This window comes from Nocardia mexicana NBRC 108244, assembly GCF_001613165.1.
GTDB lineage: Bacteria > Actinomycetota > Actinomycetes > Mycobacteriales > Mycobacteriaceae > Nocardia > Nocardia mexicana.
Window position 1 is genome coordinate 58,185 of record NZ_BDBV01000022.1, and the last position, 24,287, is coordinate 82,471.

The following is a 24,287-nucleotide window of genomic DNA, read 5'->3' on the forward strand; positions in this document are numbered from 1 at the left end:
GCCTGCGAGTTCCTTTCTCGGCGCTGTGAGAGAATATCATTCTCTCACATGTAAATTCTGCTTCTATTCTTGTTCGGGGGTCTGTCGGCGTTCCGTGGACGGAGCCGCCGGTCAGCGGGCGGTCCAGCCGCCGTCCACGACGATGGTCTGTCCGGTCACGTAGCGGGCGGCATCCCCGGCGAGCCACACCACGGCGCCGACCATGTCCTCCGGCTTCGCCTCGGCGGGTAGCGGGGTGTTGCGGCGCAGGTATGCCGCGCCGCGCTCGTCGTCGTAGAGGCTGTCGGTGATCTCGCTGCGAAAGAATCCGGGCGCCACGGTGTTCACGCGGATCGAGTGCCGCGCCCACTGCACGGCCAGCTCTGCCGTGAGGCCGGAGAGCCCCGACTTGCTCGCGGCGTAGGACGCCTGGGGGATACCCGGTATGCCGACGCGTCCGCTGATCGACGAGATGTTGACGATCGAGCCCCGCCCACGGGACCGCATGTGCGGGAACACTTCCTGCGCGAGGCGGAAGGGGGCGACCAGGTTGAGTGCCAGGGTCCGGTCGATCGCGTCCGGCGTCTCGGATTCGGCCGGATCCTCGGAGAAGCGGTTCCCGGCGGCGTTGATCAGGATCTCCGGTGGCCCGAGCGCGGCGACCACCGACGGGACCACGGCGTCGGCGCCCTCGGCCAGATCGCACGGCACGCAGTGGCCGTCGATCCGCGCCGCCAGGTCGGTCAGCCGGTCCACCCGCCGAGCCACCACCGCCACCCGGGCGCCGAGCGCGGCCAGGCTCTCCGCGACCGCCTCCCCGAGTCCGGACGACGCACCGGTGACGATCGCGACCCGGCCGTCGAGGCCGAACAGATCGGCGATGTGGTCCAGGGGCGTGCTCACGGCCGCCTCCGCGGCATGCGTGCGGTGAGATCGACTGCCGTGGCGGTCCCGGAGACGAGTTCGGCAAGGCGGGTTCGTTCGATCTTGCCCATGGCGTTGAGGGGGAGAGCGTCGACCCGCGACCAGATCTCCGGGACCTTGTAGGCAGCGAGCTCTCGTCTGCACAGCGCGGCGAGGGACTCGAAATCCACTGCCGGATGGATGCTTTCGATCACCGCGGCGACCTTCTGGCCGAGCCGCTCGTCGGGGATGCCGCAGACCGCGACCTGGGCGACGTCGGGGTGCGCGCCGAGGACTCGCTCCACCTCGAGCGGGTACACGTTGGCGCCGCCGCGGATGATCACCAGCTTCTTGCGGTCCAGCACGGCGAGACTGCCGCCGGTGTCGACGGCGCCGATATCGCCGGTAGGGATCGGGCCCGGCGGCAGGGGGCGGATGCGGCCGCCGTCCCAATGGCCGAGCATCGGCGTCCACAGCCCGGCCCACGGGCCCGACTGTGCCCCGGCGAGTTTCAGTTCGCCGGAGGTACCTGCCGGGAGCCGTCGGCCGTGCTCGTCGTAGGCGGCGACGTCGAGATGCGGCAGCACCCGGCCGCTACTCCCCGGCACCCATTCGCCGCCGGGCGGATCGATCGCGACCACGGTCGGCGCCTCGGTCAGGCCGTAGGTCGCGCGCGGCACCGGACCGTGCGCGGCGGCGAACGCGGTGCGCACCGAATCGGGAGTGTCGCTGCCGCCGCTCCAGACCTCGTGCAGCGAGCCGAGATCCGCCGTCGTGCGGCGTGCCAGATCGTAGAGCTGGGCGGGCGCGCCGTTCCAGACCGTGACTCGGTGCCCCTCGATCCACTCGGCGACACCGTCGGCGTCTCGGCGGTCCATGATGACCGCGCATCCGCCCGCCTGCGCGGTGAGCAGGGTCGACAGCACCAGCAGATTGAGCGTGGTCAGCGGGAAGCTGTCGCCCTTGCGCAGTTCCGGCCCCCAGCCGCGCGCCGCGACCAGTACCGCGCCGGGCAGCAGCAGATTGCGCTGGCTGTGCACTACCGCCTTGGGTGCGCCGGAAGTGCCACTGGTGAAGGCGATTCCGGCGGGGGCGTCCAGAGTCTGATCAATGCGGGGGGCCGTCGGCGCGGTGCGCAACAGCTCCGCCCAGCGGGCGGGGTCGATGGTGGTGCGGGAGTCCACGAGGCACCGGGGCCCGGCCAGAACCGCTGCGGCATCGCAGAGCCCGGCCAGTCGCTGCTGTTCGCTCGCCGACAGTGCCTCGCCGATCCCCGCCCAGATCGCACCTACGCGCTGGGCGCCGTGGAAGGCGGCGACGATATCGAGATCGTTGGGCAGGCAGGCGGCGACCCGGTCGCCGGGGCGCACGCCGAGCGACCAGAGCGCACCGGCCGCGCGCTCGGACCGCTCGTCGAGTTCGGCGTAACTCCAAGCGCCCGAGGCGGCTTCGACGGCCGTGGCCTCCGGCCGCGCCGCGAGGGCCGCGTCCAGCACCCGAGCGATCGGCCGGAGCGGACCCGGCGGGCCCGCGCCATTGACACTGTCCACGCAGTCCTTGATATCACTATCCTTATAAAGATTCATCAGATAGACCGAAATCGCCGAGAGTCCGGGGCCGTGCGCCCGGCGCCGGTGCGGTCGCGAACGAGGACGTGGCGATGGAATATGCAGGACCGCTGTCCGGAATCCGAGTCATCGACCTGACGGCGATGGTGATGGGCCCGTATTGCACGCAGATCATGGCCGATATGGGTGCCGAGGTCGTCAAGATCGAGCCGCCCGGTGGAGACAACACCCGCTACATCTCGACCGGGCCCGAGCGCGGGATGGCCGGTGTCTTCGTCAATGTGAACCGGGGAAAGCGCAGCGTGCTGCTGGACCTGCGCACCGCCGACGGCAGGGCGACGCTGCGCGAACTCGTCACGGGGGCAGACGTTTTCATCCACTCGATGCGCGCCGCCGCGATCGACCGGCTCGGCTTCGGCTACGCGGAGGTGGCCGCGGTGAACCCGGCGATCGTCTACACCAACTGCTACGGCTACGGCCGCCGCGGGCGCGACGCCGGCCGCGCCGCCTACGACGACACCATCCAGGCCGAATGCGGCCTGCCGTCCGTGCAGCAGCAATTGACCGGCACCGCAAGCTATGTCGGCACCATCATGGCCGACAAGATCGCCGGGCTGACCGCGCTGTACGCCACCACGATGGCGCTGTTCCATCGCGAGCGCACCGGGGAGGGGCAGGAGGTCGAGGTCGCCATGTTCGAGACCATGGCGGCGTTCATGCTCGTGGAACACGCCAACGGGGCGATGTTCGACCCGCCGCTGGGCACCGCGGCGTATCCGCGTGCGGTGACGCCGAATCGGCGGCCCTATCGCACCGCCGACGGTCATATCGCCGCGCTCGTCTACAACGACAAGCAGTGGGCGGCGTTCGTGGACGCCGTGCATCCGCCCTGGGCCGGAAGGGAATTCGCCACCCTGGAGCAGCGGGCGGCCCGCATCGACACCGTCTATGCCCGGCTCGCCGAGACATTCGCCGAGCGCACCACCGGGGAGTGGCTGGAACTGCTGCACGCACTGGATATTCCGGCGGCGCCGGTGCGCTCCCTCGACGACCTCTTCGACAATCCGCATCTGCTCGACGCGGGCTTCTTCGAGACCGTGGACGGCCCGTACGGGCCGGTGCGCTTCCCCGGGCCGCCGACCTGGTTCTCCCGCACGCCGGGACGGGTCGCGGGACCGGCTCCGCGGCTGGGCGCCGACACCGAGGAGGTGGTCGGCCGAATGCGGGCTGCCGAGGCGGATGGGCGGGTGCGCGGATGACGGCGGTGATCGAGGCGGCAGATCTGGATCTGCGCGAGATCCTGCGGCCGGGTGACCGGATAGTCGTGGGGCAGGCTTGCGGTGAGCCGACCACGCTGATCGAGGCGCTGATCGCCCAGGGTGGAGAGATCGGCGGGCTGTCGGTGTTCATCGCCACCAGCTTCTCGGGGCTGTTCACCCCGGCCGCCACCGATTCCTTCGCACTGTCCAGCATGGGCGCCATCGGTGCGCTGCGGTCCGTGGCCGCGAAGCACCGGCTGGCGATCGTGCCGTGTCACGTCAGCCGGGTCGGGCCGCTGATCGAGGCCGGAATCCTCGGCTGCGACGTGGCTTTCGTGCAAGTGAGCTCGGCCGACAGCAGGGGCGTGCACAGTCTTGGGCTGATCAGCGACTACGCTCGGGCGGCCGTCACGGCGGCTCGGGTGGTGATCGCGGAGGTGAACGATCGGGTGCCCCGGACGGCCGGCGCCGTCCTCCGGCGTTCCGAGATCGACTACGCGATACCGGCTTCCCAGCCTCCCGTGCGGGTGCCGCCCGCCCGGATCGGCCCGGTCGACGAGCAGATCGCCGCGCATGCGGCCGCGTACATCGAGGACGGCGCGGTCCTGCAGACGGGCATCGGCGCGGTTCCCGAGGCCATCCTGCGGCTGCTGCACGACCGCACCGATCTCGGCGTGCACTCCGGCATGATCGGCGACGGCGTGGTGGATCTGGTGGAGGCGGGTGTGATCACCAACGCGCGCAAGGAGATCGATCGCGGGGTCTCGATCACCGGTGCGCTCATCGGCACCGAGCGCCTGTACCGGTTCGCCGACGGTAATCCGGCCCTCCGGATGTGCGCCACGGATTACACGCACGATGCGGTGGTGCTGTCCCGGCTCGAGCGGCTGGTGACCGTCAACTCGGCGCTGGAGGTCGATCTCACCGGCCAGGTGAACGCCGAACAGAGCGGTGCGGCGTATCTCGGCGGTACCGGCGGTCAGGTGGATTTCGTTCGGGCGGGGGCGCGTTCGCCGGGCGGGCACGCGATCATCGCGCTGCCCGCCACCGCCAAGGGCGGCACCGTCAGCCGGATCACCGCGTCGCTCACCGGGCCGGTCACCACGGCACGCAGCGACGTCGACGTGATCGTGACGGAATTCGGCGCGGCAGAACTCGCCGGGCGGACCCTCGCCGAACGCACACGTCGGCTGATTGCCGTGGCACATCCGGATTTTCGAGAAGGGCTGGAGCATGCGGCGCATGTCGTCCGGCGGAGAGGCTACTGATGTCCGATGCCGTGATCTTCGAGGCCCGCACCGACGGCATCGCCGTCCTCACCCTGAACCGGCCGGAGCGACGCAACTGCCTGTCGGCGGAGGTGCGGGCCGGGCTGTTCGAGGCGTGGGACCGGTTCGAGCGCGATCCCGCGCTGCGCGTCGCGATTCTCACGGGCGCCGGGACGAAGGCATTCTGCGCGGGCGGCGATCTCGAGGAGATGGTCGACAGCGGGATGGGCGTGCCGCCCCGCGAGATGTTCCCGCTGCCCTACGACACCCTCGAACTGTCCAAACCCACCATCGCCGCGGTCAACGGCGCGGCGTTCGCCGGTGGGTGGATGATCGCGCAGGCCTGCGATCTGTGCGTCGCGAGCACCGCCGCCACCTTCGCGATCACCGAGGTGAAGGTGGGCCGCAGCTCCCCGTGGGCGGCGCCGCTGATCCACATGATCCCGCAGCGAATCATGATGGAACTGCTGCTGACCGGGCGGCCCATCGATGCGCGCCGCGCGTACGAGATCGGACTGGTCAATCGTCTCGCCGAGCCGGACGAATTACTCGGCGCCGCACTGGGATTGGCCACCGAGATCCTGGCGGGCGCGCCGCTGTCGGTCCGCGCCGCCCGCGACACCGTCATGCTCGCCACCGAGATGGGCCGCTCCGCCGCCCTCCAGGCCGCGCGGCACGCCGCGGTCGAGTGCTACGCGAGCGAGGACGCGCAGGAGGGCCCTCGCGCCTTCGCGGAGAAGCGGCGGCCGCGCTGGAAAGGATGCTGAGCCTTGATCTTCCGGCATCGGCCGGTGCGTCCTACCGGCGGCCGCGCTCGACCTGGTTGAACGGCACGTCGCGGTCGGCCGCGTATTCGCGCGGCATGCCGAGTACCCGTTCGCTGATCACATTGCGCGCCATCTCCGTGCTGCCGCCCGCCAGGCTCCACGCGGCGCGGAACAGGTAGTCGAGTCCGATCTTCTCGGTGTCGGCCGGGTCGCCCGGTGCGTGGGTGGCCGCCGTGGATCCGGCGATGCGCAGCGCGGTATCCGTTTGCAGCCAAGCGTTTTCGGCGCTGAACAGGCGGGTGATGGCGCCCGCGGAAGGCGGCAGGGCACCGCTGGCGATCGCCGCGGTGACGTGGCCGATGAGCTGATCGCGCACGACGTTCATGGCCCGTGCCTCGCCGATGTCCTCGCGGGTGCGCGGATCGTCGAGTTGTCCGGTGGCGCGGGCCAATTCGAGCAGCCGCTCCGCTTCGCCGCCCAGATGCGGGCGGGCGCCGCTGGTGTAGGGCGAGGTGCCGCCGAGCGCCGCCCGCTCGTGCCCGAGCAACCGGGACGCGGCGTCCCAGCCCTCGTCGACCCGGCCGAGCACCGCCTCCTCGGGCAGCGCGACATCGTCGAAGAACTCCTGACAGAACTCGGTGGAGCCGGTGACCTGCCGGATGCGCTGCACGGTCACGCCCTCGCCGCGCACCGGCACCAGGAACAGGGTGAGCCCGCGATGCTTGGGCGCCTCCCAGTTGGTGCGCGCCAGGCACAGCCCGTAGTCGGCGGCGTACGCGCCGGAGCTCCAGATCTTGGAGCCGTTGAGGATCCAGCGCTCCCCGTCGCGTTCGGCGCGGGTGGTGAGCCCCGCCAGATCCGATCCGCCGCTCGGTTCGGACAGGAACTGCACCAGGATCTCCTCGCCGCGCAGCACGGCGGGCAGGTGCGCCCGCTTCTGCTCCTCGGTGCCGAGATCGAGCAGGGTCGCCGCGCAGATGGCGAGCGTGGGGACGTTGAGCAGCAGCGGCATTTCGTAGGCGGCGGATTCCTCGGTGAACGCCTGCTGATGGGCGGGGGTCAGGCCGCGGCCGCCGTATTCGTCGGGGAAGCAGATGCCCGCGTATCCGCCGTCGTAGAGGATGCGCTGCAACTGCCGGGCGCGCTCCCACGACTCCTCGCTGTAGGCATCGCCGTCCGGCGGGGGAGCGGGTGGCAGATGCTGCCGCAACCAGGTACGCGCCCGGTCCCGGAATTCGGAGACGGACTCGAGGTCGGTGACGGGCTCCGTATCGGTGGTCATGGCGGCCTCCTCAGGCGGCGTCGAGTAGATCGGTGATGCGGCGGCGGTGTTCCTCGGGGGTGCCGTACAGGGCGCGGCCGAGGGTGATCCGGCGCAGGTACAGGTGCAGGTCGTGCTCCCACGTGACGCCGATGCCGCCGTGCAGCTGCACACAGTCCTGGCCGATCACCGGAGCCTTCGCGCCCACATACGATTTCGCGATGCCGACCGCCTCGGCCGCCGTCGCCGGATCGTCGTCCCAGGCCGCCGCGGCGGCGGCCGCGGTCGCCCGGCACGCCTCCAGCCAGGTCTTGTTGTCGGCCATGCGGTGTTTGAGCGCCTGGTAGGACGCCAGCGGGCGGCCGAAGGTGTAGCGGTCGGACAGCCAGGCGAGGGTGGCGTCGAAGGCGCTGTCGGCCGCGCCGACCGACTCGGCCGCGGTCAGCACGGCCGCGGTGAGTGCCTGTGCGCGGACGGCTGTTTCGGCCTCGGCGCCGATGTTCACGACGGCGTCGGAGGGAACCGCGACGTGGTCGAACGTCACTCGCGCGGTGCGGCGGACGAGGTCGAGTGTCCACGCGGGTTCCACGGTGACGCCGGGTGCATCGGCGGGAACGAGCACCTGGACCGGACCTCGGGGGCCGGAAGCGGTCACCAGGAACAGGTCGGCCTGATCACCCGCCTCGACACGGTCCTTGACGCCGGTGAGCCGGACGCCGGTGCCGTCGGATTCGATGCGGGTGGCATAGGCGGCCCGTCCTGCCGGTGTACCGGTTCCGAGAGCGTCGAAGCCGCGGCCCGGTTCATACACCGCCCACACCGCAATCCGTTCGCCGGACAGGACGGCGGTCACGATATCGGCGAACCGCTCGGCGTGTGGCGCCAAACCCGCCAGCACGGCATTGGTCGTGACGAACGGCCCCGGCGCGCACGAGCGGCCCAGTTCCATCGCGACCAGCGCCAACTCTGTCATCGGCCGTCCGGAAACCGTTCCGCCGCCGAGGGATTCGGGCACCAGCATGGCGGTCCAGCCCAATTCGGCGCCGCGCCGCCACCACCGACGGTCGAATCCGGTGCCCGTCTCGCCGAGTTCGCGCACGGTGGCGACGGGCATGGTCCCGGCCAGGAAGTCGCGGGTGGTCGCCTGGAAGAACCGCTGGTCCGCGGCGGGATCGTGGGGCATGGTGCCGGTCCTCTGGTTGACGCGGGGCTACAGATGTGGAAATCTCATACTCACAGATGAGAGGAAGATTCTCAATCACGGAAGTCGACTGGCGAACGGTCCGGAGGCCGCGCCGGTCGTGGGTGTCGAAGGGAACCGTCGAGTCGTGAAAAACTTCGAAGAGCTGGACTTCTTCCTCGGACGGGAACTGGTCGACGATCCGTACTCGTACTTCGATGCCCTGCGGGCGCAGTGCCCGGTGACGCGCGAGAAACACCACGACGTGATGATGGTGACCGGATACGACGAGGCGCTCGAGGTCTACAACGACGTCGAGCGCTTCTCCTCGTGCATCTCGGTGACCGGCCCGTTTCCGGGTTTTCCTGTGCCGCTGGACGATTCGTCGGATGTCGAGGCACTCATCGCCGCGCATCGGGACACGCTGCCGATGAGCGATCAGCTGCCGACCCTGGACCCGCCGGTGCACACCGATCACCGGGCCCTGCTCATGCGGCTGATCACGCCGAAGCGCCTGAAGGAGAACGAGGCGGCGATGTGGGCCATCGCCGACCGGCTGCTGGATCGGTACCTGGCCACCGGCGGCGACTGCATCCGGGAGTTCGCGGGACCGTTCACGCTGTATGTGATCGCCGACCTGCTGGGCGTGCCGGAGGCCGACCAGGAGGAGTTCCTGCAGGCGCTACAGCGCGATCCGCACCGGGAGGGTTCCAGCGTGGGCAGCACCGACGGGGAAGGCATGTCGCACAACCCGATCGAGTTCCTGTACGCCCGGTTCTCGGCTTACGTCGAGGACCGGCGGGCGAATCCGACCGGGGACGTGCTCACCAGCATGGCGACCGCGACGTTCCCGGACGGCCGGCAGCCCGAGGTGCTGGATGTGGTGCGGGTGGCCGCGAACCTGTTCTCCGCCGGTCAGGAGACCACCGTCCGGTTGCTCAGCTCGGCGCTGAAGCTGCTGGCGGAGCGGCCGGACATCCAGCGGTATCTGCGTGAGGACCGCAGCCGGATCCAGAATTTCATCGAGGAGTCGCTGCGGATGGAGAGTCCGGTGAAGGGCGATTTCCGGCTGGCCAAGTGCCCGACCACGGTCGGCGGGACCGAGGTGCCGGTGGGCACGGTGCTGATGGTGGTCAACGGCGCGGCGAACCGGGATCCGCGGCGCTTCGAGGATCCGACCACGTTCGAGGCGGGGCGTTCGAATGCCCGCTCGCACTTGGCCTTCGGCCGCGGCGTGCACACCTGCCCCGGCGCCCCGCTGGCCCGCGCCGAGGCCCGGGTGGCGATCGAGCGGCTCCTCGAACGCACCGCCGACCTGCGGATCGACGAGAGCGTGCACGGCCCCGCCGGCGCCCGCCGCTACCACTACCTGCCGACCTTCATCCTGCGCGGCCTCACCTCGCTGCACCTGGAATTCGATGTCGAGGAGGCCGCCCGATGAAGGTCACCGTCGACGAGGACCGCTGCCGCGGCCACGGCGTCTGCCTGGGCGCCTGCCCGGAGGTCTTCACCCTCACCGACGACGGCTACGCCGAGGTCACCACGGCGGACGTACCCGAGGAGTACGAGCGCGCGGTACAGGAAGCGGAGCAGTCCTGCCCGGAACGAGCCATCGTGATCGAGTGAGTGGCTGCGCCGCTGACTGTCCAACGCCGAGGCAGGGGCTCGGGTGCACCAGGTCGCGTGGGTCGGGACCCTTCATGATGGGCACCGCTGCCGCGTGACCCGGTAGACCGTTGGACCAGGGCACGCTCAGCCCTGCCTTGGAGTTCGCAGGGCCGTGGCGATGGCGGCGTGCAGTATTCCGAGGTCGGCGCCCAGATCGGTGGCCAGATCTCGGGCGACCGTTACGTCTTTGCGGAGGAAATCGCCGACCGAGGTGCGGAAGGATTCGACCGTGCCCTTGTGGGCGATACTTGTGAGGGCGCGGCTCGAGCTGCTGGCGTGGGGGAGGGCTGCGAGGAGAGTGCTCTCCGGGACGCCGAGTTGGTTGCCGAGGCGGACGGCGTCCGTGACGAGGCCGATTTGCGCGGCGAACAAGGCGTTGTTGACGAGTTTGACGCGTTGGCCCGTGCCGAGTGGGCCGACGTGGAGGATCGGATCGGCGTAGGCGGACAAGACTTTTCGTGCGTCGGCTGCCGCCGTTTCGACGCCGCCGACGAACACGGTGAGGTCGCCCGCGGCGATATTGTGCGGACCCCCGCTGACCGGCGCGTCGACGACCTCGACGCCGCGAGGCTCGGCCGCGGCGGCGACATCGGCGATGGTGCCGGGGCTGCCGGTCGTGTGCACGATCAGCGTGGCGCCACGCGGAAGGGACTGCAGCAGCGGCCCGCTCAGGCATACCTCGCGGACCTGCTCGTCGGTGAAGACACACACCACCGCGGCCTCGGCGTCGCGGACGGCGCCGGCGACGGTCTCGGCGGGTTCTGCGCCGAATTCAGCTAGGGCATCGCGGGTTTCGGCGGATCTCCCCACTGCGCGGACCGTATGGCCCGCTCCCACCAGTCGCCGGGCCATCGGCCGTCCCATGCGCCCCGCCCCTATGAATCCGATCCGCATGCTTCTCCTTCTGCGTGACGCCGCAGGCCGTGCACACCCGGCCGCGACAGTTGGCAGTGGCGGTGGGTTACGTTCGCGCGGTAGGGCTTTGGTTGTTCATGCTCAACGCGACCGGTCCATCATGGTGAGAGCGGCGTCGGCTGCGCCGAATACGATGCCCGGCTCGACGATGCCCGCGGCCTCCGCCAGCCGGGCCACCAGGCCGACGTCCTTACGGAGGAGATCCCCGGCGTGGTAGGCGAGTCGGTCCAGCGTGCCGCCCGCGGAAGTGATGCGGCCCAGGGCGAAGCTGTTCGCGGTGCCGTGGGTGATCACCTCTCCGAGCCGGTCCGGGCTGATGCCGAGGGCCTTGCCGAGGGTCAGGGTGCTCATGGCGGTGGCGAGATTCGCGGTGAACAGCAGGTTGTTGAGCAGCTTGGTGGCCTGCCCGGCGCCGAGGTCGCCCAGGTGCACGATCGGGTCGGCGTAGGTCGCGAACACGGGGCGGCAGCGCTCGACCGCCTCGGTCGCGCCGCCGACCATGACCAGCAGATTGCCGGACTCGGCGGCCCGGCCGCCACCGCTGACCGGAGCGTCGATGATCGAGACCTGTTGTGCCGCCGACAGTTCGGCCAGCTCCCGGCAGGTGTCGGGATGCACGGTGGAATGGATGGCGATGATCGACCCCGGCGCCATTCCGGCCAGCACCCCGCTCTCGCCGGTAACCACCTCACGCACATCCGCGTCACCGACCACGCACAGGCACACGAGATCACTCCGCTCGGCCAGCTCGGCGGGCGAATTCGCCGTCGTGGCAGGCGTATCGGCGAACGGCTCCAATGATGCTGCCCGCCGCGCCCACAGCGTCGTCGGATACCCACCCTCCGCAATCCGCCGAGCCATGGGCCCACCCTGACTCCCGACCCCGATGAACCCGACCCGCATCACCGCACCCCCCACAACTCAGGCCTCCGCGGCGCACGGTGTGTGCTGCCGGATCCGGTGGGCACGGCAGGCATCAGCGCACCTCTTCGGTTGCGGAGTCCGCTATCGGCACATCCGTTGTGGCAGAGTCGGTTCGAGTGGGCGCGGGAGGATCCGAAGCCGGGCGGTAGAACACCGCCAGGAGTCCGGCGGTGGCCGCGGCGCCCAGGAACATTGCGATGCCGCCCCCGGCCCACCCGGTGACCTCGATTCCGGCCGCATGGTCGAGGGACAGCCACCCCGGCCCGAGTAGCCCCAGCGCCACCGCGGCGGCCGCCAGCACGAGCACGTACTCGTAGCCGTCCTTGAAGACGAAGAATCCATTGCCGCGATGGGCCAGCAGACCGGCGACGAGCATGACCGACACGATCGCCGCGGCGGCGAACGGCGTCAGGAGGCCGAGGACGAGCAGTGCGCCCGCACCGATCTCGACGATCACGCTCAACCACGCCTGCAGCAGGCCGCGGCGCAGCCCGAGCGAGGCGAACCAGCGCCCGGTCCCGGCGATCTTGCCACCACCGATCCAGTGGTTGACGCCGTGCGCGATCATGGTGCCGCCCACGACCAGGCGCAGCAGAATCAGCGCGACATCAGCGGCCGCCATGGTGCTCACCTCCTCCGCGACGCCTGCGCGCCGCTGTCCGATGTGACGGCAGAGCCGTCGAATTGCTGTGCGGGCGCGGTGAATTCGCCGGTCGAGGCGGCCACCACGCACTCCTCCACGAAGGAGAGCACCTTCAGGTGGTACGCCGCCGCCGTGTAGCCCAGGCTCGAGTTGTGCCCGGTGTTGGGCTGCAGATTGAGCACCACACGCGGCGCCGCGCCGAACAGCGTGGCGATATCGGCGAGTTCCTCCGGGTCGTTGCGCCACACCGTCTCGTACTCGCCCACGCTCCAGCGCACGGGAACTCGGACCCGCGCCGCCATGCGCGGCAGATCCTTCCCCGCCCAGTCGGTGATCGACGCGGCCTCGAGCCGCGGCCCGGGCACGGCGATGGTCGCGCCGCCGAGAAGTTCGGGCGGGTACAGGCGTCCGGGCTGCCACAGCAGCGCGCCGACACCGGTCGGCCGCGTGCCCTCCGGCCACGGACCCAGCAGCTTCTCCGCCGCGGGGTGCGGGCTGCGACCGGTCCCCGCCACCTCGAGGCCGAGCAGGTCGCGCCCGCGCTCGTCACCGGCCATTCGCAGCGCGAGTTCGCAACCGGCGGAATGGGCGAGCAAGAAGACACCCGCGCCGCGCGCCCGCCCCGCGAGGTGTTCGGCGACGGCCCCGTACATCAGATCGACCCGGCGCCGCGGTGGTGCCAGCTGGTCGGTGAACGGTCCCGAACTCCCGTATCCGGGCCGGTCCAACGCCAGCGCGGTGAATCCCAGGCGCTGCGCGGTGCGCAGCAGCGACAGCTCGGGATGCCCGGGGCAGTCGAAATACGCCGCGGTGGTGGCACCGCCGTGCAGCGCGACCACGACGGCCCGCGGCGACGGCACCTCCGCCAGCAGGCCCGACACCGGGATGCCGTCGACGTCGGCGACCACGGGTATCGGTGCGGCATCGTCCACGGGCGACAGATCGGATTGCGTGAGTGTCATCGCGCCCCTGTCGAGGTCGACATGATCCGCGGCCTCCGGCGATGCGGGCTCGGCGTGCCTGAGTTCCGTTGCGTACCAACCGAAGTCAACACGGCCCTGCCCCTGTTAACTCGTCGTATTCGAATAACATTGCCTACCAATCGATGTCGAGTCGGTCAGGAATCTCTTCGCAGCAGCATCGCGCCGCCCGGGGTGAGTCCGCCGCTGGAGACGACCGCGACCCGTGCGTCCTCCACCTGGCGTGGGCCCGCGGCCCCGCGCAACTGCACCACCGCCTCGTGCAGCAGCCCCATCCCGTGCGTGCGGCCGTGTGAGAGCTGGCCGCCGTGGGTGTTGACCGGGATCGTGCCGTCGCGGGCGATGGCCTTGCCGCCGTCGAGGAAATCGCGGGCCTCGCCGATGCCGCAGAAGCCGAGCGCCTCGATCCAGGACAGGCAGTTGAAGGTGAACCCGTCGTAGAGCTCGGCGACGTCGACGTCCTCCGGCCGCAGCGTGGTGCGCGTCCACAGGTGCGCGGCCGGGCCGAGCACCTGCGGTTCGTGGGTGAGCGTGCTCTGATCCCATTCGATGCGCTCGACGATCTGGGTGCCCACGGCCTCCACCAGCACCGGCGGCGCGGGCAGGTCGCGGGCCGCGTCGACGGCCGAGACGATCACCGCGAGGGCGCCGTCGCACGGCACATCGCAGTCGTAGAGCCCGAACGGGGTGGTGATGGGCCGCGCCGCGAGATAGTCGTCCATCGTCATCGGGTCGCGGTAGACCGCGGTCGGCTCCAACTCCGCATTGGCGCGCTGGTTGAGCGCGATCCAGCCGAGCGTCTCGCGCGTGGTCCCGTAGCGGTGGAAGTGCCGCTGGGCGTTCTGCGCCAAATGATGTGCGGCCGAGGTGGCGCCGAACGGCATCATCCAGCTGGTGGTGCGCCCGCCCGACGGCGTGACGCGCCCTTGCTTCACCAGTTCGTTGAACGTCGCCTCCCACACCGTGCGGAAGCACAGCACGTGCCGGGCCAGTCCGGCCGCGACCGCCGTCATGGCGGCGATCACCGAACCGCCCGGCCCGAAGGTTTCGATGCCGCCGTTGTGCCAGGTGGGCCGCAGGCCGAGGGCGGCCTCGAGTGCGGTGACGCCGCCTTCTCCGAATCCGCCCAGATTCCCGCCGCCGGGATAGGAGGACAGGCCGTCGATATCGTCGAGGGCCAGTCCGGCATCGGCGACGGCTCGCTCGCACGCCTCGATCGTCAGCTCCAGCGGCGGCACCATCAACCGGCGGCCCAGCCGGGACATGCCGATCCCCGTGAGCGCCACCTTCTCCTCGAACTTCTCCTGCCGGATCATCGGCCGCACCTGCTCGGCGAAGCGCCCGGGGTCGATCTCGTCCACCGGCAGCGGTGCGAGCGCGGGCTGGTCGGCGACGGGCCGGAACAGCGGGAGCCAGACATCGCCGTCCCGCCGGAAGACCACCTCCAGCCGCATGCCGAGCACCAGCTCGTCCGGGTCGGCGTCGATGATGTTGGTGGTCAACCGAACTCGCGTATCCTCCACCAGCGCCACCTGCGCCACCACATAGGGCGGCGGCAGTCCGGGCAGCGCGAACCGGTGGTTCACCGTGAAGCTCGCCAGCGTGGCCGCGCCCGACACCTCCCGGATACCGAGGTCGTGCCCGCGGCAGTACCGGCACACCGGCTGCGGCGGATGCAGCAGCGCCGAACAGGCGCGGCACTCCCGGATGCGCAACTTTCCGTCGGCCCCCGCGGTCCAGAAGAATTCGACGTCCGGGGTCAGCAGCGGCAGTGGGCGGCCCGACGGCTCACCCGCCGCCGCAGAGGTCTGCTCTGCCACGCGGTCTCCTCGTGTTGTCTCCCACCGGAATTCGGCGCGGTGCTACTCGGTGACAGCGATCGCCCGCTCCGGGCAGGAATGCACCGCCTCGCGCACCTGCTCCTGCTGATCGGCGGGGACCGTTTCGTCGACCGGGGTCGAATGGCCGTCGATCTCGCTGAGTTCGAACGCCTTCGGGGCGATCATCGCGCACAGCGTGTGCCCCTGACAGCGTTCCTGGTCGACTCGGACTCTCACGTGTACTTCCTCTCGATCAGGTGTTGCGCCCGCCGTTGACGCCGAGGATCTGGCCGGTGATGTAGCCGGCCTCCTCGGAGATGAGGAACGCGCAGGCCGCGGCGATATCCCCGGGCGTGCCGACGCGGCGGACGGGGGTGCGCTGGATGTGTTCCTCGACGGAGCCGCCGAGCCGCCGGGCTTCCTCGGAGCGGCGCAGCATCGGGGTGTCGATGAATCCGGGGGGCACCGCGTTCACGGTGATGCCCGACGGGCCGAGTTCCAGCGCGAGCGCCTTGGTGAGCCCGTTGACCGCGGACTTGGCCGATACGTAATGCGACATGAACGGCTGCCCCGAATGCGTGCTCGAGGAGGAGATGTTGACGATGCGCCCCCAGCCCGCCGCCAGCATGTCCGGCAGTACCGCCTGCGTGGTGTGGAAGACGCCGTGCAGGTTCACCTCGATCACGCGCTGCCATTCGGGGAAGGAGATGTTCTGGAAGCGCTTGAAGCCGTCCACCCCCGCGGCGTTCACCAGCACGGTGACCGGACCGAGCCGGTCGCGCACGGCGGTCAGCGCCGCGGCGATCTCCTCCGGGTCGCTGACGTCGGCGCGGTAGGCGAGGTCGTCGTCGACGGGCGGGTTGAGATCCATTGTGGCGACGTGTAATCCGTCGCTGCGCAGGCGCTGGGCGATGCCGAGGCCGATGCCGGAGGCACCCCCGGTGACCACTGCTGTCTTCACGCGCTCCCCTCTCGGGTGATCTGCTCCAGCACAAGAATCTCCCTTCTAAGTATGAGAACCGTACTCTCGTCAGCTTGCTGTCCGCAAGAGTTTCGGGCCGGGCCGGGCCGGGGGATCGAACGCTCGGTGGTCGCCGGGAAGTCGATCGGCGCCAAGGGATTCTCGCGACTTGTTACGGCCCCGGCGTACGAATGTTACATTCTCTGATATCGAGAATGAAGTTTCCACGATCGGCTAGGGAGACGGGATGTCAACGCAGGAACAGGCGGTAGCGGTGGCGCGGCGGCTGCTGATCGACGGGCAGCTGGTCGAGACCGGGCGGACGCTTGCCTCGCTCGACCCCGCGACGGGTGAGGTCTACGGCCACGCCCCCGAGGCGGGGGTGGCCGAGGTGGACGCGGCGGTCGCGGCGGCCCGGCGGGCCTTCGACACCACCGACTGGGCGACGAACCCGCAGTTCCGGGCCCGCTGCCTGCACCAGCTCTATCAGGCCCTGCGCGATAACGTGGAGGAGCTGCGCGAGCTGACCATCGCGGAGGTCGGCGCCACCCGCATGCTCACCCACGGCCATCAGCTCGAGGTGCCGTTCGAGATCGTGCGCTACTACGCGGGTCTGCTGGACGGCTTCGAGTGGAGCGAGGACCTCGGCGAGGTCGAGGTCCGCGGCCAGCGGCACCGGCGCTGGGTGGAGAAGGAGGCCGCCGGGGTCGTGGCCGCCATCGCCGCCTACAACTATCCGCATCAGCTGGCGTTGGCGAAGCTCGCCCCGTCGCTGGCCGCGGGCTGCACGGTGGTGCTCAAGGGCGCGCCCGACACCCCGCTGGCCACCCTGGCGCTGGGCGAGATCATCGCCCGCCACACCGACATTCCGGCGGGCGTGGTGAACGTGCTGGCCTCCTCCGATGTCGAGGTCGGCAAGCGGATGACCACCCACCCGGACGTCGACGTGGTCACCTTCACCGGCTCCACCCCGGTGGGCCGCCAGATCATGGCCGCCGCCAGTGCCTCGCTGAAGAAGGTCTTCCTGGAGCTGGGCGGCAAATCGGCGATGATCCTGCTCGACGACGCCGACTACATCAAGGCGGCGCAGTTCGCGGCCTTCAGCGTCGTCACCCACGCGGGCCAGGGCTGCGCGCTCACCACCCGCGTACTGGTGCCCGCGCGGGAGCACGACAAGGTCGCCGAGCTGATCGCCGCCAACTTCGCGCACGTGACCCACGGCGATCCGAGCGATCCGAAAACCTATATGGGACCGCTGATCAGCGCCCGGCAGCGCGACAAGGTCGACGGCATGGTGCAGCGCGCGGTCGCCGCGGGCGCCACGCTGGTGACCGGCGGCGAGAAGATCGATCCGGGCTACTTCTACCGGCCCACGCTGCTGTCGAATGTCGACCCGGACAGCGAGATCGCGCAGGAGGAGGTGTTCGGCCCGGTGCTCGCCCTCATCCCCTACACCGACGAGGAACACGCCGTGCGCATCGCGAACAACTCCATCTACGGCCTGTCCGGCGCGGTGTTCGGCGCCGACCCGGACCGGGCCAGGGCGGTGGCTCGGCGCATCCGCACCGGCACGCTGAGTATCAACGGCGGCAGCTACTTTCACCCCGACGCCCCCTTCGGCGGGTACAAGCAGTCGGGGATCGGCCGCGAGATGGGCCGGCTCGGGATGGAGGAATTCCTGGAGCACAAGACCCTGGCGGAGGTGGTCGCGTGAGTGAGCTTGCGAGCGAACCGAGGACACTGCGTGCCCCGCGCACGACGGAGCCGAGCGCCGGCGAGGTGCAGTCGTGAGTGGGCCGCTGGCGGGCATCCGGGTGCTCGAGGTCGCCATGTACGGCTTCGTACCGTCGGCGGGCGCGGTGCTGTCGGACTGGGGCGCCGATGTCGTCAAGGTCGAGCACGCGGTGACCGGTGATCCGCAGCGCGGGCTGCGCCGGGTGGGCGCCTTCACGGTCGAGGGCGACCCGAATCCCAATGTGGAGCATGCCAATCGGGGCAAGCGCAGCATCGGCGTCGACATGTCGATACCGGAGGGCCGCGCGGTGATCCACGACCTGGCCCGCGGCGCGGACGTCTTCCTGACCAGCTTCCTGCCGCAGGCCCGCGTCAAGTTCGGGATCGACGTGGACGATATCCGCGCGGTGAATCCGGCGATCATCTACGCGCGCGGCAGCGCCCTGGGCCCGCGCGGCGGGGAATCGGACCGCGGCGGCTACGACATGACCGCGTTCTGGTGCCGCGGCGGGGTCGCGGCGACGGTCACCCCGCCCGGAACCGAAGGCATGATCCAGCCGCCCGGACCGGCCTTCGGCGACACCATCTCCGGCACCAATCTCGCGGGTGGCATCGCGGCCGCGCTGGTGCGTCGAGAGCGGACCGGGGAGCCCTCGATCGTCGACGTGTCGCTGCTGGGCAGCGGGCTGTGGTCGATCGGCCACTCGGTCGCGCTGTCGGCGCATCAGGACAAGCCCATGGTGGCCCCGAAGCCGGGAGTGCACGGGGCGCCGACCAATCCGCTGTCCGGCCTGTACGCCACCGCCGACGACCGCTACCTGTCGTTCGTGATGCTGCAGCCCGCCAAGTTCTGGGCCGACGTCTGCCGGCACATCGACCGGCCGGAGTTGGCCGAGGATCCGCGGTTCGCCGATGCCGCCGGAATCGCCGAGCACACCGCCGAGGCGGTGCAGGTGCTGCGCGAGGTGATCAAGGGTCGCACGCTGGCCGAGTGGACCGAGCGCTTCGCCACCCTCGCCGGGCCCTGGGCACCGGTGCAGGATTCGCGGCAGGTGAGCGCGGACGCGCAGATCCGGGCGAACGAATACCTGCTTCCCGCAGGCGAATTGGAGCTGGTGTCGAGTCCGGTGCAGTTCGACGTCGGGGCGCCGGAGCTGTCCGCGGGGCCCGCGTTCGCCGCGCACACCGAGGAGGTCCTGCTCGAGCTCGGGCTGGACTGGGACCGCATCATCGCGCTGAAGACCGCGGGCGCGGTCGCCTAGGGCGCGGGGAAGGTGACCGATGCCGTACATAGCGTCGATGGGGACGTATCTGCCCTGCTGGGGTGACCCGGGGCGCCGCGTTGCCGGTGACGACGAAGATGCCGTGACGCTGGCGGTCGAGGCCGGGCGCGCGGCGCTGGCCGGGGGGACGCCCGTGGAACGGGTGGTGCTGGTCAGCCGGGATCTCCCGCTGGTGGACAGCAGCAATGCCGCGGTGCTGCTGGCCGGTCTGGGGCTGGATCCGGAGCTGGAGGTGATCGAGCGGCTGGGCGGGGCCCCGGCGACGCTCGACGCGCTGAGCTCGGCCCGTCCCCGCACGCTGGTCATCGGCGTCGATCTGGAACCCGCGGGCGCCGCGGCGGCCATGGTGTCGGAGCGGTCGGGCCTGCAGGTGCGCATCGCGTCCCGCGTCGCCCGGAGCCTGCCCGCGCGCACCCGCAACGCGGTCGGCGCCGTGCACGACTACGGCGATCCCCGGCTGCTGCACGAGCGCGGGCTGGTGGCGTCGCTGTCGGCGGCCTGGCTCGATACTCCGGTGGCGGTGGCCGGCGTCGATCACAAACAGGCTGCGGCACAATGCCTTACGCCACCGCCGCTGCCGACGCAGGGGGCCGGGTCGGGGCTGTTCGCGCTGGCCTGGATGGCCGAGCGCGGCGAGGGCGGGCTGCTGGTCGGGGTGGAGCAGGCGAACCTGTCCGGGGTTACCGTGGTGCCCGGCGAGACCGAGGTTCGGCGGACCGAACCGGCCGTGCGGGAGCTGCCCGCGGGCGATTATGTGCCCGGCGGCGACCTGCCGATCTCCCTGGCCGCCTACGAGCGCGCGTTCGAGGCCAAGGTGCGTTGGGAGGCCGGAAGACACGGCGACAGTGCGGAACTGGACTTCCCGCCGCGCTACCGCGTCGGCCCCGGCGGCGCCCTCAGCACCGACTACACCCTGGTGCCGCTGCCTCGCACCGGCACCGTCTACGCCGAGACCACCGTGCGCATCCCGGTGCCGGGCTCACGCAGCCCGTACTCCCTGGTGATCGTCGACCTCGACGACGTCGGCGTGCGGGCCCTGGCCCAGGTGACCGGCGCGGATCCCGGCACCGTCACGATCGGCGCGCGCGGCCGCATGGTGCTGCGCCGGGTCGCGGTGCGCTCCGGCGTCCCGGACTACGGCTACGCCTTCGAGCCCGACGGAGCGGCAGCATGACGCGCACCGATAGCCCTCGGTCCTCCGACAGTGGTCCTCTGTCCTCCGGCAGGACCCCGCCGTCCCCAGCATGCTTCCCCTTATTCCCCGGCCTGCTTTCGGCCGGGGTCCGTCGGGAGCGGCCGATGTCAGGGAGAACCGGCGGAGCAGCCCCGGAAACCGTTGTGGGAAAGGAGGCCGCAGCATGCGGAGAGTAGCTGTGGTCGGCGCTGGGATGACGCCGTTCGCTGAGCATTTCGCGCTCGGTATCAAGGATCTGCTGCCGATGGCGTTCGCGGAGTGCGTGGCGTCGGTGGACAAGGGGATGCGGCCGGAGGAGGTGCAGGCCGCGTGGTTCGGTGCGATGGGGACCACCGACGGGCCCCCGTCCGGGGTGCTCGCCGATGCGCTCGGGCTCCCGGATCTTTCGGTCACACATATCGAGAACTCCTGTGCCACGGGTAATGACGCGGTCCGCAATGCGCTGTTCGGCATCGCTTCCGGAGCGTTCGACGTGGCATTGGTGATCGGCGCGGACAAGCTGCGGGAGACGGCGCAGAAGGACCTGCTCGGCGAGTGGGGGATGCTGATGCGGGACCCGGCGTGGGATTACCAGCTCGGGCTCTTCGGTCCGGCCGGGTTCGCGCTGCACGTCAACCGCTACCTGCACGAATCGTCGGCGACCCGGGAGCATCTGGCCATGGTGGCGGTGAAGAACCATCGGCACGGCGCACGAAATCCCAAGGCGCGCCTGCGTTTCGAGATCACCCTGGAGCAGGCCCTGGAGGCGCCGATCGTGGCCGACCCGCTCGGCGTCTACGACTGTGTCCCGCAGAGCGACGGCGCCGCGGCCCTGGTGCTGGCGGCCGAGGACGTGGTCGACCGCTACACCGACCGCCCGGTGTGGGTGCGCGGCGTCGGTCTCGGCCTGGATTCGGTGATGCACCAGCACAAGCGGGATATGACCACATTCCCCGCCACGGTCCGCGCGGCCCGCGCGGCGTTCACCATGGCGAGCCTGCGCCCCTCCGACATCGACGTCGCCGAGGTGCACGACTTCTTCACCGGCATAGAGCTGATCAGCTACGAGGACCTGGGTTTCGCCGACCGGTTCGAGGCGCACAAGCTGGTGGAGGCGGGCGTCACCACGGTCGGGGGGAGCCTGCCGGTGAACCCCAGCGGGGGACTGAAGTCCAAGGGACACCCGCCGGGGGCGACCGGCGTCGCCCAGTGCGTGGAACTGTTCGAACAGCTGCGCGGCACGGCAGCTAATCAAGTGGACGGTGCGCGAATCGGCTTGGCGCACAACCTGGGTGGTCCGACGGCGGTGTCGGCGGTGACGATTCTGGAAGGGCCTCGCTGAGGGACTGCCGAACCGCGGCGGTCAGCGCAGGAGGTCCTTCATCACCTTGCCGGTGGCATTGAGAGGTAGTTCCGAGAGAAAGCGCACCGAGCGGGGAACCTTGTACCCCGCCATACGGTTTCGGCTCCACGCGATCAGGTCTGCCTCGGTGAGCGGCTCGCGCGTCACGACAAAAGCCCTGCCCACCTCGCCCAGCCGGTCGTCGGGGACGCCGATGACGGCCGCCTGCACGACGGCCGGGTGTTCGAGGAGGAAGCCCTCGATCTCGGCGGGGTAGGCGTTGAAGCCGCCCACGATGAACATGTCCTTCTTGCGGCCGGTGATTCGCAACCGCCCCCCGGGGTCGAGGCTGCCGAGATCGCCGGTGTGCAGCCAGCCTTCGGCGTCGATTGCTTCGGCGGTGGCCCGAGGGTCGTCCAGGTAGCCCTGCATGACGCTGTAGCCGCGCACGAGCACCTCGCCGTCCCCGGCTATGCGCAATTCCACACCGTCGCAGGGACATCCGGCGGTCGTGGCGATCTGCTCGAAGGTATCGCCGGGGCGCGAAGCGGTGACGGTGCCCGCCTCGGTGAGTCCGTAACCGGTCATGATCGAACGGAACGGCAACTCCTCGCGGACGCGGCGGATCAGTTCGACCGGGATATCGGCGGCCCCCGTGACCGCCGCCCGCAGCGAGGAAAGATCGTGCTCGCCCCGGGCCGCCAGCAGCGAATGGTAGAGCGTGGGCGGTCCGGGAAGCATCGTGACCTGTTCGCGCGCAATGAGTTCCAGTACCGGTCCCACCTCGAAGACCGGCACCGGAAGGATCGTCGCACCGCGGATCAGGGAAGCGATCAGCCCCGCCTTGTAGCCGAAGGTGTGGAAGAACGGATTGACGATCAGATAGCGATCGCCCTCGCGCAGATCGGCCAGATCGCACCACTCGGCGTAGAGCCGCAGTGTCTGCAGGTGGTTCATCATCACGCCCTTGGGGCGCCCGGTGGTGCCCGAGGTGTAGACGATATCGGCGACATCGGCACCCGTGACCTCCGCCTCGAAAGGTGTTCCGCTGTCCAGGAAATCGGACCGCAGATCGATCACGGGAAGCCCCGCGACGGCGTACTCGGCGCCGCGGAAGCCCTGCTGCACCAGCACCGCCTTCGCGCCGGAGCGCCGGATGATGTCGCCCGACTCCTCGGCTCCGAGCCGGGTGTTCACCGGCACCAGCACCCCGCCCGCGGTGAGCAGCCCGAAGGCCGCGACGATCCACTCCGCCGAATTCGGCGCCCACACCGCGACCCGGTCGCCCCTGCCGATCCCGGCCGCGGCGAAGGCGCCGGCGGCCCGCCGCACCCGATCGGCGAGTTCGTGATAGCTCCACCGGATCTCGCCGTCGACGACCGCTTCGGCCGCGCCGAAGCGGTCCGCGGTGGACAGCACCATCTCCGGGATGGTCTGCCAGGTCATACCTTCAGCAGCCGCGCCAGATTGCCGCCCATGATCTTCCTCTGGTCCTCCAGCGGCATGTCCTTGATCTCGTGGATGTACCGCGCCGGTTCGGCCAGACCCTCGGGATGCGGCCAGTCCGAACCGAACAGCACGTGATCGGCACCGATCGTATTCGCCAGCTGCTGCAGGTCCTCCTCCCAGAACGGGCTGACGTAGAGGCTCTGCTTCAGCGCCTCGATCGGATCCCGGAAGCCGAACCCCTCCGGCGCCTTCTTGTACACGTCCTTCAGCTGCTGCAGCAGCGGCTCCAGCCACGAACACCCGTTCTCGATGACGGCGATCTTCAGCTCGGGGAACCGGTACAGCGCACCGTGGCACACCCACGACGCGACCGCGTCGGCGACCGGACGCCACTGGTTGACCATCTGGAAGGCATTGGTCTTGAACGGCAGCATCTCCAGACTGCTGCCGTCCCACTCGGCATCGAACCGCGAGTAACCGCTGTCGGAGGAGTGCATGGTGACCAGCACGTCGTGCTCGACCACGCGCTTCCAGAAGGGGTCGAACTCCGGCAGCGCGTAGGACCGCATGCCGCGCAGGCCGGGCACCGGCGCCGGGCGCACCATGATCGCCTTCGCCCCGTGCTCGACCGCCCAGTCCAGCTCCGCTATCGCCTTCTCCACGATCGGCAGGGTGATGACAGGGATGGTGAAGATCCGCCCGGAGTGCACGAAATTGCCGTCCTGGCCCCATGTTTCGAGCATCCACTGGTTCAGCGAGTGGATCACCGCGTGGATCAGGTCCGGGTGGTGGCGCATGCGCTCTTCGACAAGGCTGGCCAGGGTCGGGAACATCAGCGCGCGTTCCAGCTGCAGCTCGTCCATGACCTTCAGCCGCTCCACCGGATCGCGGAAGGCCGGGATGGCACCCATCGGCTTGCCGAAGATCTCCCGCTTGCTCTTGCCGTCGGGATTGCCGTTCTTGAAGTACTCCTCCATGGCGCCGGGGCGGGCCACGACATCGAAGGTGGGGTTGGGGATGTACTCGCTGATCTGGCCGAGGACCGCGATCTTGGTGCGGCCGTTGATCTCCACGTACTGGATGGCGCCCTCGTACTCCTTGGGCAGGAACCGGGTGAGGGCGTCTTTGGTCTCGTAGAGATGGTTGTCGGCGTCGAAGAGCTGGTACGGCAGCTCGAACTTGGTCATGGAACCCTCCTTGTCGAATAAT

22 protein-coding genes are annotated in these 24,287 nt (G+C 70.0%); 9 read left to right on the top strand and 13 right to left on the bottom strand.

All coding sequences use genetic code 11. The features are described from left to right. Nucleotides 1-111: 111 nt before the first annotated feature. Nucleotides 112-882: an SDR family NAD(P)-dependent oxidoreductase gene (locus tag NM1_RS08795; RefSeq protein ID WP_068016384.1), complete on the bottom strand. Its 771-nt coding sequence runs from the start codon at nucleotides 880-882 to the stop codon at nucleotides 112-114. Further along, nucleotides 879-2,432, bottom strand: coding sequence for a class I adenylate-forming enzyme family protein (locus NM1_RS08800; RefSeq protein WP_068016867.1), 1,554 nt, complete (start codon nucleotides 2,430-2,432; stop codon nucleotides 879-881). The genes NM1_RS08795 and NM1_RS08800 overlap by 4 nt, the downstream gene beginning before the upstream one ends. A gap of 110 nt (nucleotides 2,433-2,542) precedes the next feature. On the opposite strand from NM1_RS08800, the gene NM1_RS08805 reads away from it, so the two are divergent. The 3 genes from NM1_RS08805 to NM1_RS08815 are packed head-to-tail and all read left to right on the top strand — an operon-like array spanning nucleotide 2,543 to nucleotide 5,744. Then, complete coding sequence (locus NM1_RS08805) at nucleotides 2,543-3,709, top strand: CaiB/BaiF CoA transferase family protein (RefSeq protein ID WP_068016387.1); 1,167 nt, start codon at nucleotides 2,543-2,545, stop codon at nucleotides 3,707-3,709. Then, complete coding sequence (locus tag NM1_RS08810; protein WP_068016391.1) at nucleotides 3,706-4,977, top strand: acetyl-CoA hydrolase/transferase family protein; 1,272 nt, start codon at nucleotides 3,706-3,708, stop codon at nucleotides 4,975-4,977. The genes NM1_RS08805 and NM1_RS08810 overlap by 4 nt, the downstream gene beginning before the upstream one ends. Then, entirely contained in the window at nucleotides 4,977-5,744 is a 768-nt protein-coding gene (locus NM1_RS08815) for an enoyl-CoA hydratase/isomerase family protein (RefSeq protein ID WP_068016395.1), read from the top strand. The genes NM1_RS08810 and NM1_RS08815 overlap by 1 nt, the downstream gene beginning before the upstream one ends. Nucleotides 5,745-5,775: 31 nt before the next feature. Here the strand turns inward: NM1_RS08815 and NM1_RS08820 are convergent, their stop codons facing one another. Then, nucleotides 5,776-7,026 (bottom strand): acyl-CoA dehydrogenase family protein, encoded by a 1,251-nt coding sequence (locus tag NM1_RS08820; protein WP_068016398.1) that lies wholly within the window; start codon nucleotides 7,024-7,026, stop codon nucleotides 5,776-5,778. Between the two features lie 10 nt (nucleotides 7,027-7,036). Beyond that, nucleotides 7,037-8,188 (bottom strand): acyl-CoA dehydrogenase family protein, encoded by a 1,152-nt coding sequence (locus NM1_RS08825; RefSeq protein ID WP_068016400.1) that lies wholly within the window; start codon nucleotides 8,186-8,188, stop codon nucleotides 7,037-7,039. Between the two features lie 145 nt (nucleotides 8,189-8,333). Here NM1_RS08825 and NM1_RS08830 point away from each other — a divergent pair, with 145 nt between their 5' ends. Together NM1_RS08830 and NM1_RS08835 are read left to right on the top strand one after the other, a co-directional pair. Beyond that, nucleotides 8,334-9,626, top strand: coding sequence for a cytochrome P450 (locus NM1_RS08830; RefSeq protein WP_068016403.1), 1,293 nt, complete (start codon nucleotides 8,334-8,336; stop codon nucleotides 9,624-9,626). Continuing rightward, nucleotides 9,623-9,811: a ferredoxin gene (locus tag NM1_RS08835; protein ID WP_068016406.1), complete on the top strand. Its 189-nt coding sequence runs from the start codon at nucleotides 9,623-9,625 to the stop codon at nucleotides 9,809-9,811. The genes NM1_RS08830 and NM1_RS08835 overlap by 4 nt, the downstream gene beginning before the upstream one ends. A 126-nt stretch (nucleotides 9,812-9,937) precedes the next feature. Here NM1_RS08835 and NM1_RS08840 read toward each other — a convergent pair whose 3' ends face one another. The 7 genes from NM1_RS08840 to NM1_RS08870 form a co-directional block, all read right to left on the bottom strand. Continuing rightward, a complete protein-coding gene (locus NM1_RS08840) occupies nucleotides 9,938-10,804 on the bottom strand; it encodes an NAD(P)-dependent oxidoreductase (RefSeq protein WP_342773673.1) in 867 nt (288 codons plus the stop codon). 45 nt (nucleotides 10,805-10,849) lie between these two features. Beyond that, nucleotides 10,850-11,671 (bottom strand): NAD(P)-dependent oxidoreductase, encoded by an 822-nt coding sequence (locus tag NM1_RS08845; protein ID WP_068016870.1) that lies wholly within the window; start codon nucleotides 11,669-11,671, stop codon nucleotides 10,850-10,852. A 73-nt stretch (nucleotides 11,672-11,744) separates the two neighbouring features. Beyond that, nucleotides 11,745-12,314 carry a DoxX family protein gene (locus NM1_RS08850; RefSeq protein WP_068016874.1) on the bottom strand — a complete coding sequence of 190 codons (570 nt, stop codon included), beginning with the start codon at nucleotides 12,312-12,314 and terminating at the stop codon, nucleotides 11,745-11,747. Between the two features lie 5 nt (nucleotides 12,315-12,319). After that, a complete protein-coding gene (locus tag NM1_RS08855) occupies nucleotides 12,320-13,297 on the bottom strand; it encodes an alpha/beta hydrolase (protein ID WP_114699398.1) in 978 nt (325 codons plus the stop codon). Nucleotides 13,298-13,452: 155 nt separating this feature from the next. Further along, entirely contained in the window at nucleotides 13,453-15,135 is a 1,683-nt protein-coding gene (locus tag NM1_RS08860; RefSeq protein ID WP_068016412.1) for a thiolase C-terminal domain-containing protein, read from the bottom strand. Nucleotides 15,136-15,177: 42 nt separating this feature from the next. After that, the gene (locus NM1_RS08865) at nucleotides 15,178-15,372 is read right to left on the bottom strand and encodes a ferredoxin (protein ID WP_068016415.1); all 195 of its coding nucleotides are present in this window, start codon (nucleotides 15,370-15,372) and stop codon (nucleotides 15,178-15,180) included. A 16-nt stretch (nucleotides 15,373-15,388) separates the two neighbouring features. Beyond that, complete coding sequence (locus tag NM1_RS08870) at nucleotides 15,389-16,096, bottom strand: SDR family NAD(P)-dependent oxidoreductase (RefSeq protein ID WP_068016418.1); 708 nt, start codon at nucleotides 16,094-16,096, stop codon at nucleotides 15,389-15,391. Between the two features lie 247 nt (nucleotides 16,097-16,343). Between NM1_RS08870 and NM1_RS08875 the strand changes: the two genes are divergently transcribed. From NM1_RS08875 to NM1_RS08890, 4 genes are all read left to right on the top strand, one after another. Next, nucleotides 16,344-17,810, top strand: coding sequence for an aldehyde dehydrogenase family protein (locus tag NM1_RS08875; RefSeq protein ID WP_068016421.1), 1,467 nt, complete (start codon nucleotides 16,344-16,346; stop codon nucleotides 17,808-17,810). Between the two features lie 73 nt (nucleotides 17,811-17,883). Beyond that, a complete protein-coding gene (locus NM1_RS08880; RefSeq protein WP_084519298.1) occupies nucleotides 17,884-19,092 on the top strand; it encodes a CaiB/BaiF CoA transferase family protein in 1,209 nt (402 codons plus the stop codon). 19 nt (nucleotides 19,093-19,111) lie between these two features. After that, entirely contained in the window at nucleotides 19,112-20,287 is a 1,176-nt protein-coding gene (locus tag NM1_RS08885; RefSeq protein WP_068016424.1) for an OB-fold domain-containing protein, read from the top strand. A gap of 184 nt (nucleotides 20,288-20,471) precedes the next feature. Beyond that, entirely contained in the window at nucleotides 20,472-21,629 is a 1,158-nt protein-coding gene (locus NM1_RS08890) for a thiolase C-terminal domain-containing protein (protein ID WP_068016426.1), read from the top strand. A 21-nt stretch (nucleotides 21,630-21,650) separates the two neighbouring features. Here NM1_RS08890 and NM1_RS08895 read toward each other — a convergent pair whose 3' ends face one another. Together NM1_RS08895 and NM1_RS08900 are read right to left on the bottom strand one after the other, a co-directional pair. Beyond that, nucleotides 21,651-23,075: a FadD3 family acyl-CoA ligase gene (locus NM1_RS08895; RefSeq protein ID WP_068016430.1), complete on the bottom strand. Its 1,425-nt coding sequence runs from the start codon at nucleotides 23,073-23,075 to the stop codon at nucleotides 21,651-21,653. Next, the gene (locus NM1_RS08900) at nucleotides 23,072-24,265 is read right to left on the bottom strand and encodes an amidohydrolase family protein (protein ID WP_068016432.1); all 1,194 of its coding nucleotides are present in this window, start codon (nucleotides 24,263-24,265) and stop codon (nucleotides 23,072-23,074) included. The genes NM1_RS08895 and NM1_RS08900 overlap by 4 nt, the downstream gene beginning before the upstream one ends. Between the last annotated feature and the right edge of the window lie 22 nt (nucleotides 24,266-24,287).

Bases quoted from the DNA above. Each gene is read 5' to 3' on its own strand.
- NM1_RS08890 (WP_068016426.1), top strand. From the start codon at position 20,472: ATGCGGAGAGTAGCTGTGGTCGGCGCTGGGATGACGCCGTTCGCTGAG.
- NM1_RS08850 (WP_068016874.1), bottom strand. From the start codon at position 12,314: ATGGCGGCCGCTGATGTCGCGCTGATTCTGCTGCGCCTGGTCGTGGGC.
- NM1_RS08810 (WP_068016391.1), top strand. From the start codon at position 3,706: ATGACGGCGGTGATCGAGGCGGCAGATCTGGATCTGCGCGAGATCCTG.
- NM1_RS08805 (WP_068016387.1), top strand. From the start codon at position 2,543: ATGGAATATGCAGGACCGCTGTCCGGAATCCGAGTCATCGACCTGACG.
- NM1_RS08845 (WP_068016870.1), bottom strand. From the start codon at position 11,671: ATGCGGGTCGGGTTCATCGGGGTCGGGAGTCAGGGTGGGCCCATGGCT.
- NM1_RS08820 (WP_068016398.1), bottom strand. From the start codon at position 7,026: ATGACCACCGATACGGAGCCCGTCACCGACCTCGAGTCCGTCTCCGAA.
- NM1_RS08900 (WP_068016432.1), bottom strand. From the start codon at position 24,265: ATGACCAAGTTCGAGCTGCCGTACCAGCTCTTCGACGCCGACAACCAT.
- NM1_RS08835 (WP_068016406.1), top strand. From the start codon at position 9,623: ATGAAGGTCACCGTCGACGAGGACCGCTGCCGCGGCCACGGCGTCTGC.
- NM1_RS08885 (WP_068016424.1), top strand. From the start codon at position 19,112: ATGCCGTACATAGCGTCGATGGGGACGTATCTGCCCTGCTGGGGTGAC.
- NM1_RS08855 (WP_114699398.1), bottom strand. From the start codon at position 13,297: ATGACACTCACGCAATCCGATCTGTCGCCCGTGGACGATGCCGCACCG.
- NM1_RS08895 (WP_068016430.1), bottom strand. From the start codon at position 23,075: ATGACCTGGCAGACCATCCCGGAGATGGTGCTGTCCACCGCGGACCGC.
- NM1_RS08815 (WP_068016395.1), top strand. From the start codon at position 4,977: ATGTCCGATGCCGTGATCTTCGAGGCCCGCACCGACGGCATCGCCGTC.
- NM1_RS08825 (WP_068016400.1), bottom strand. From the start codon at position 8,188: ATGCCCCACGATCCCGCCGCGGACCAGCGGTTCTTCCAGGCGACCACC.
- NM1_RS08875 (WP_068016421.1), top strand. From the start codon at position 16,344: ATGTCAACGCAGGAACAGGCGGTAGCGGTGGCGCGGCGGCTGCTGATC.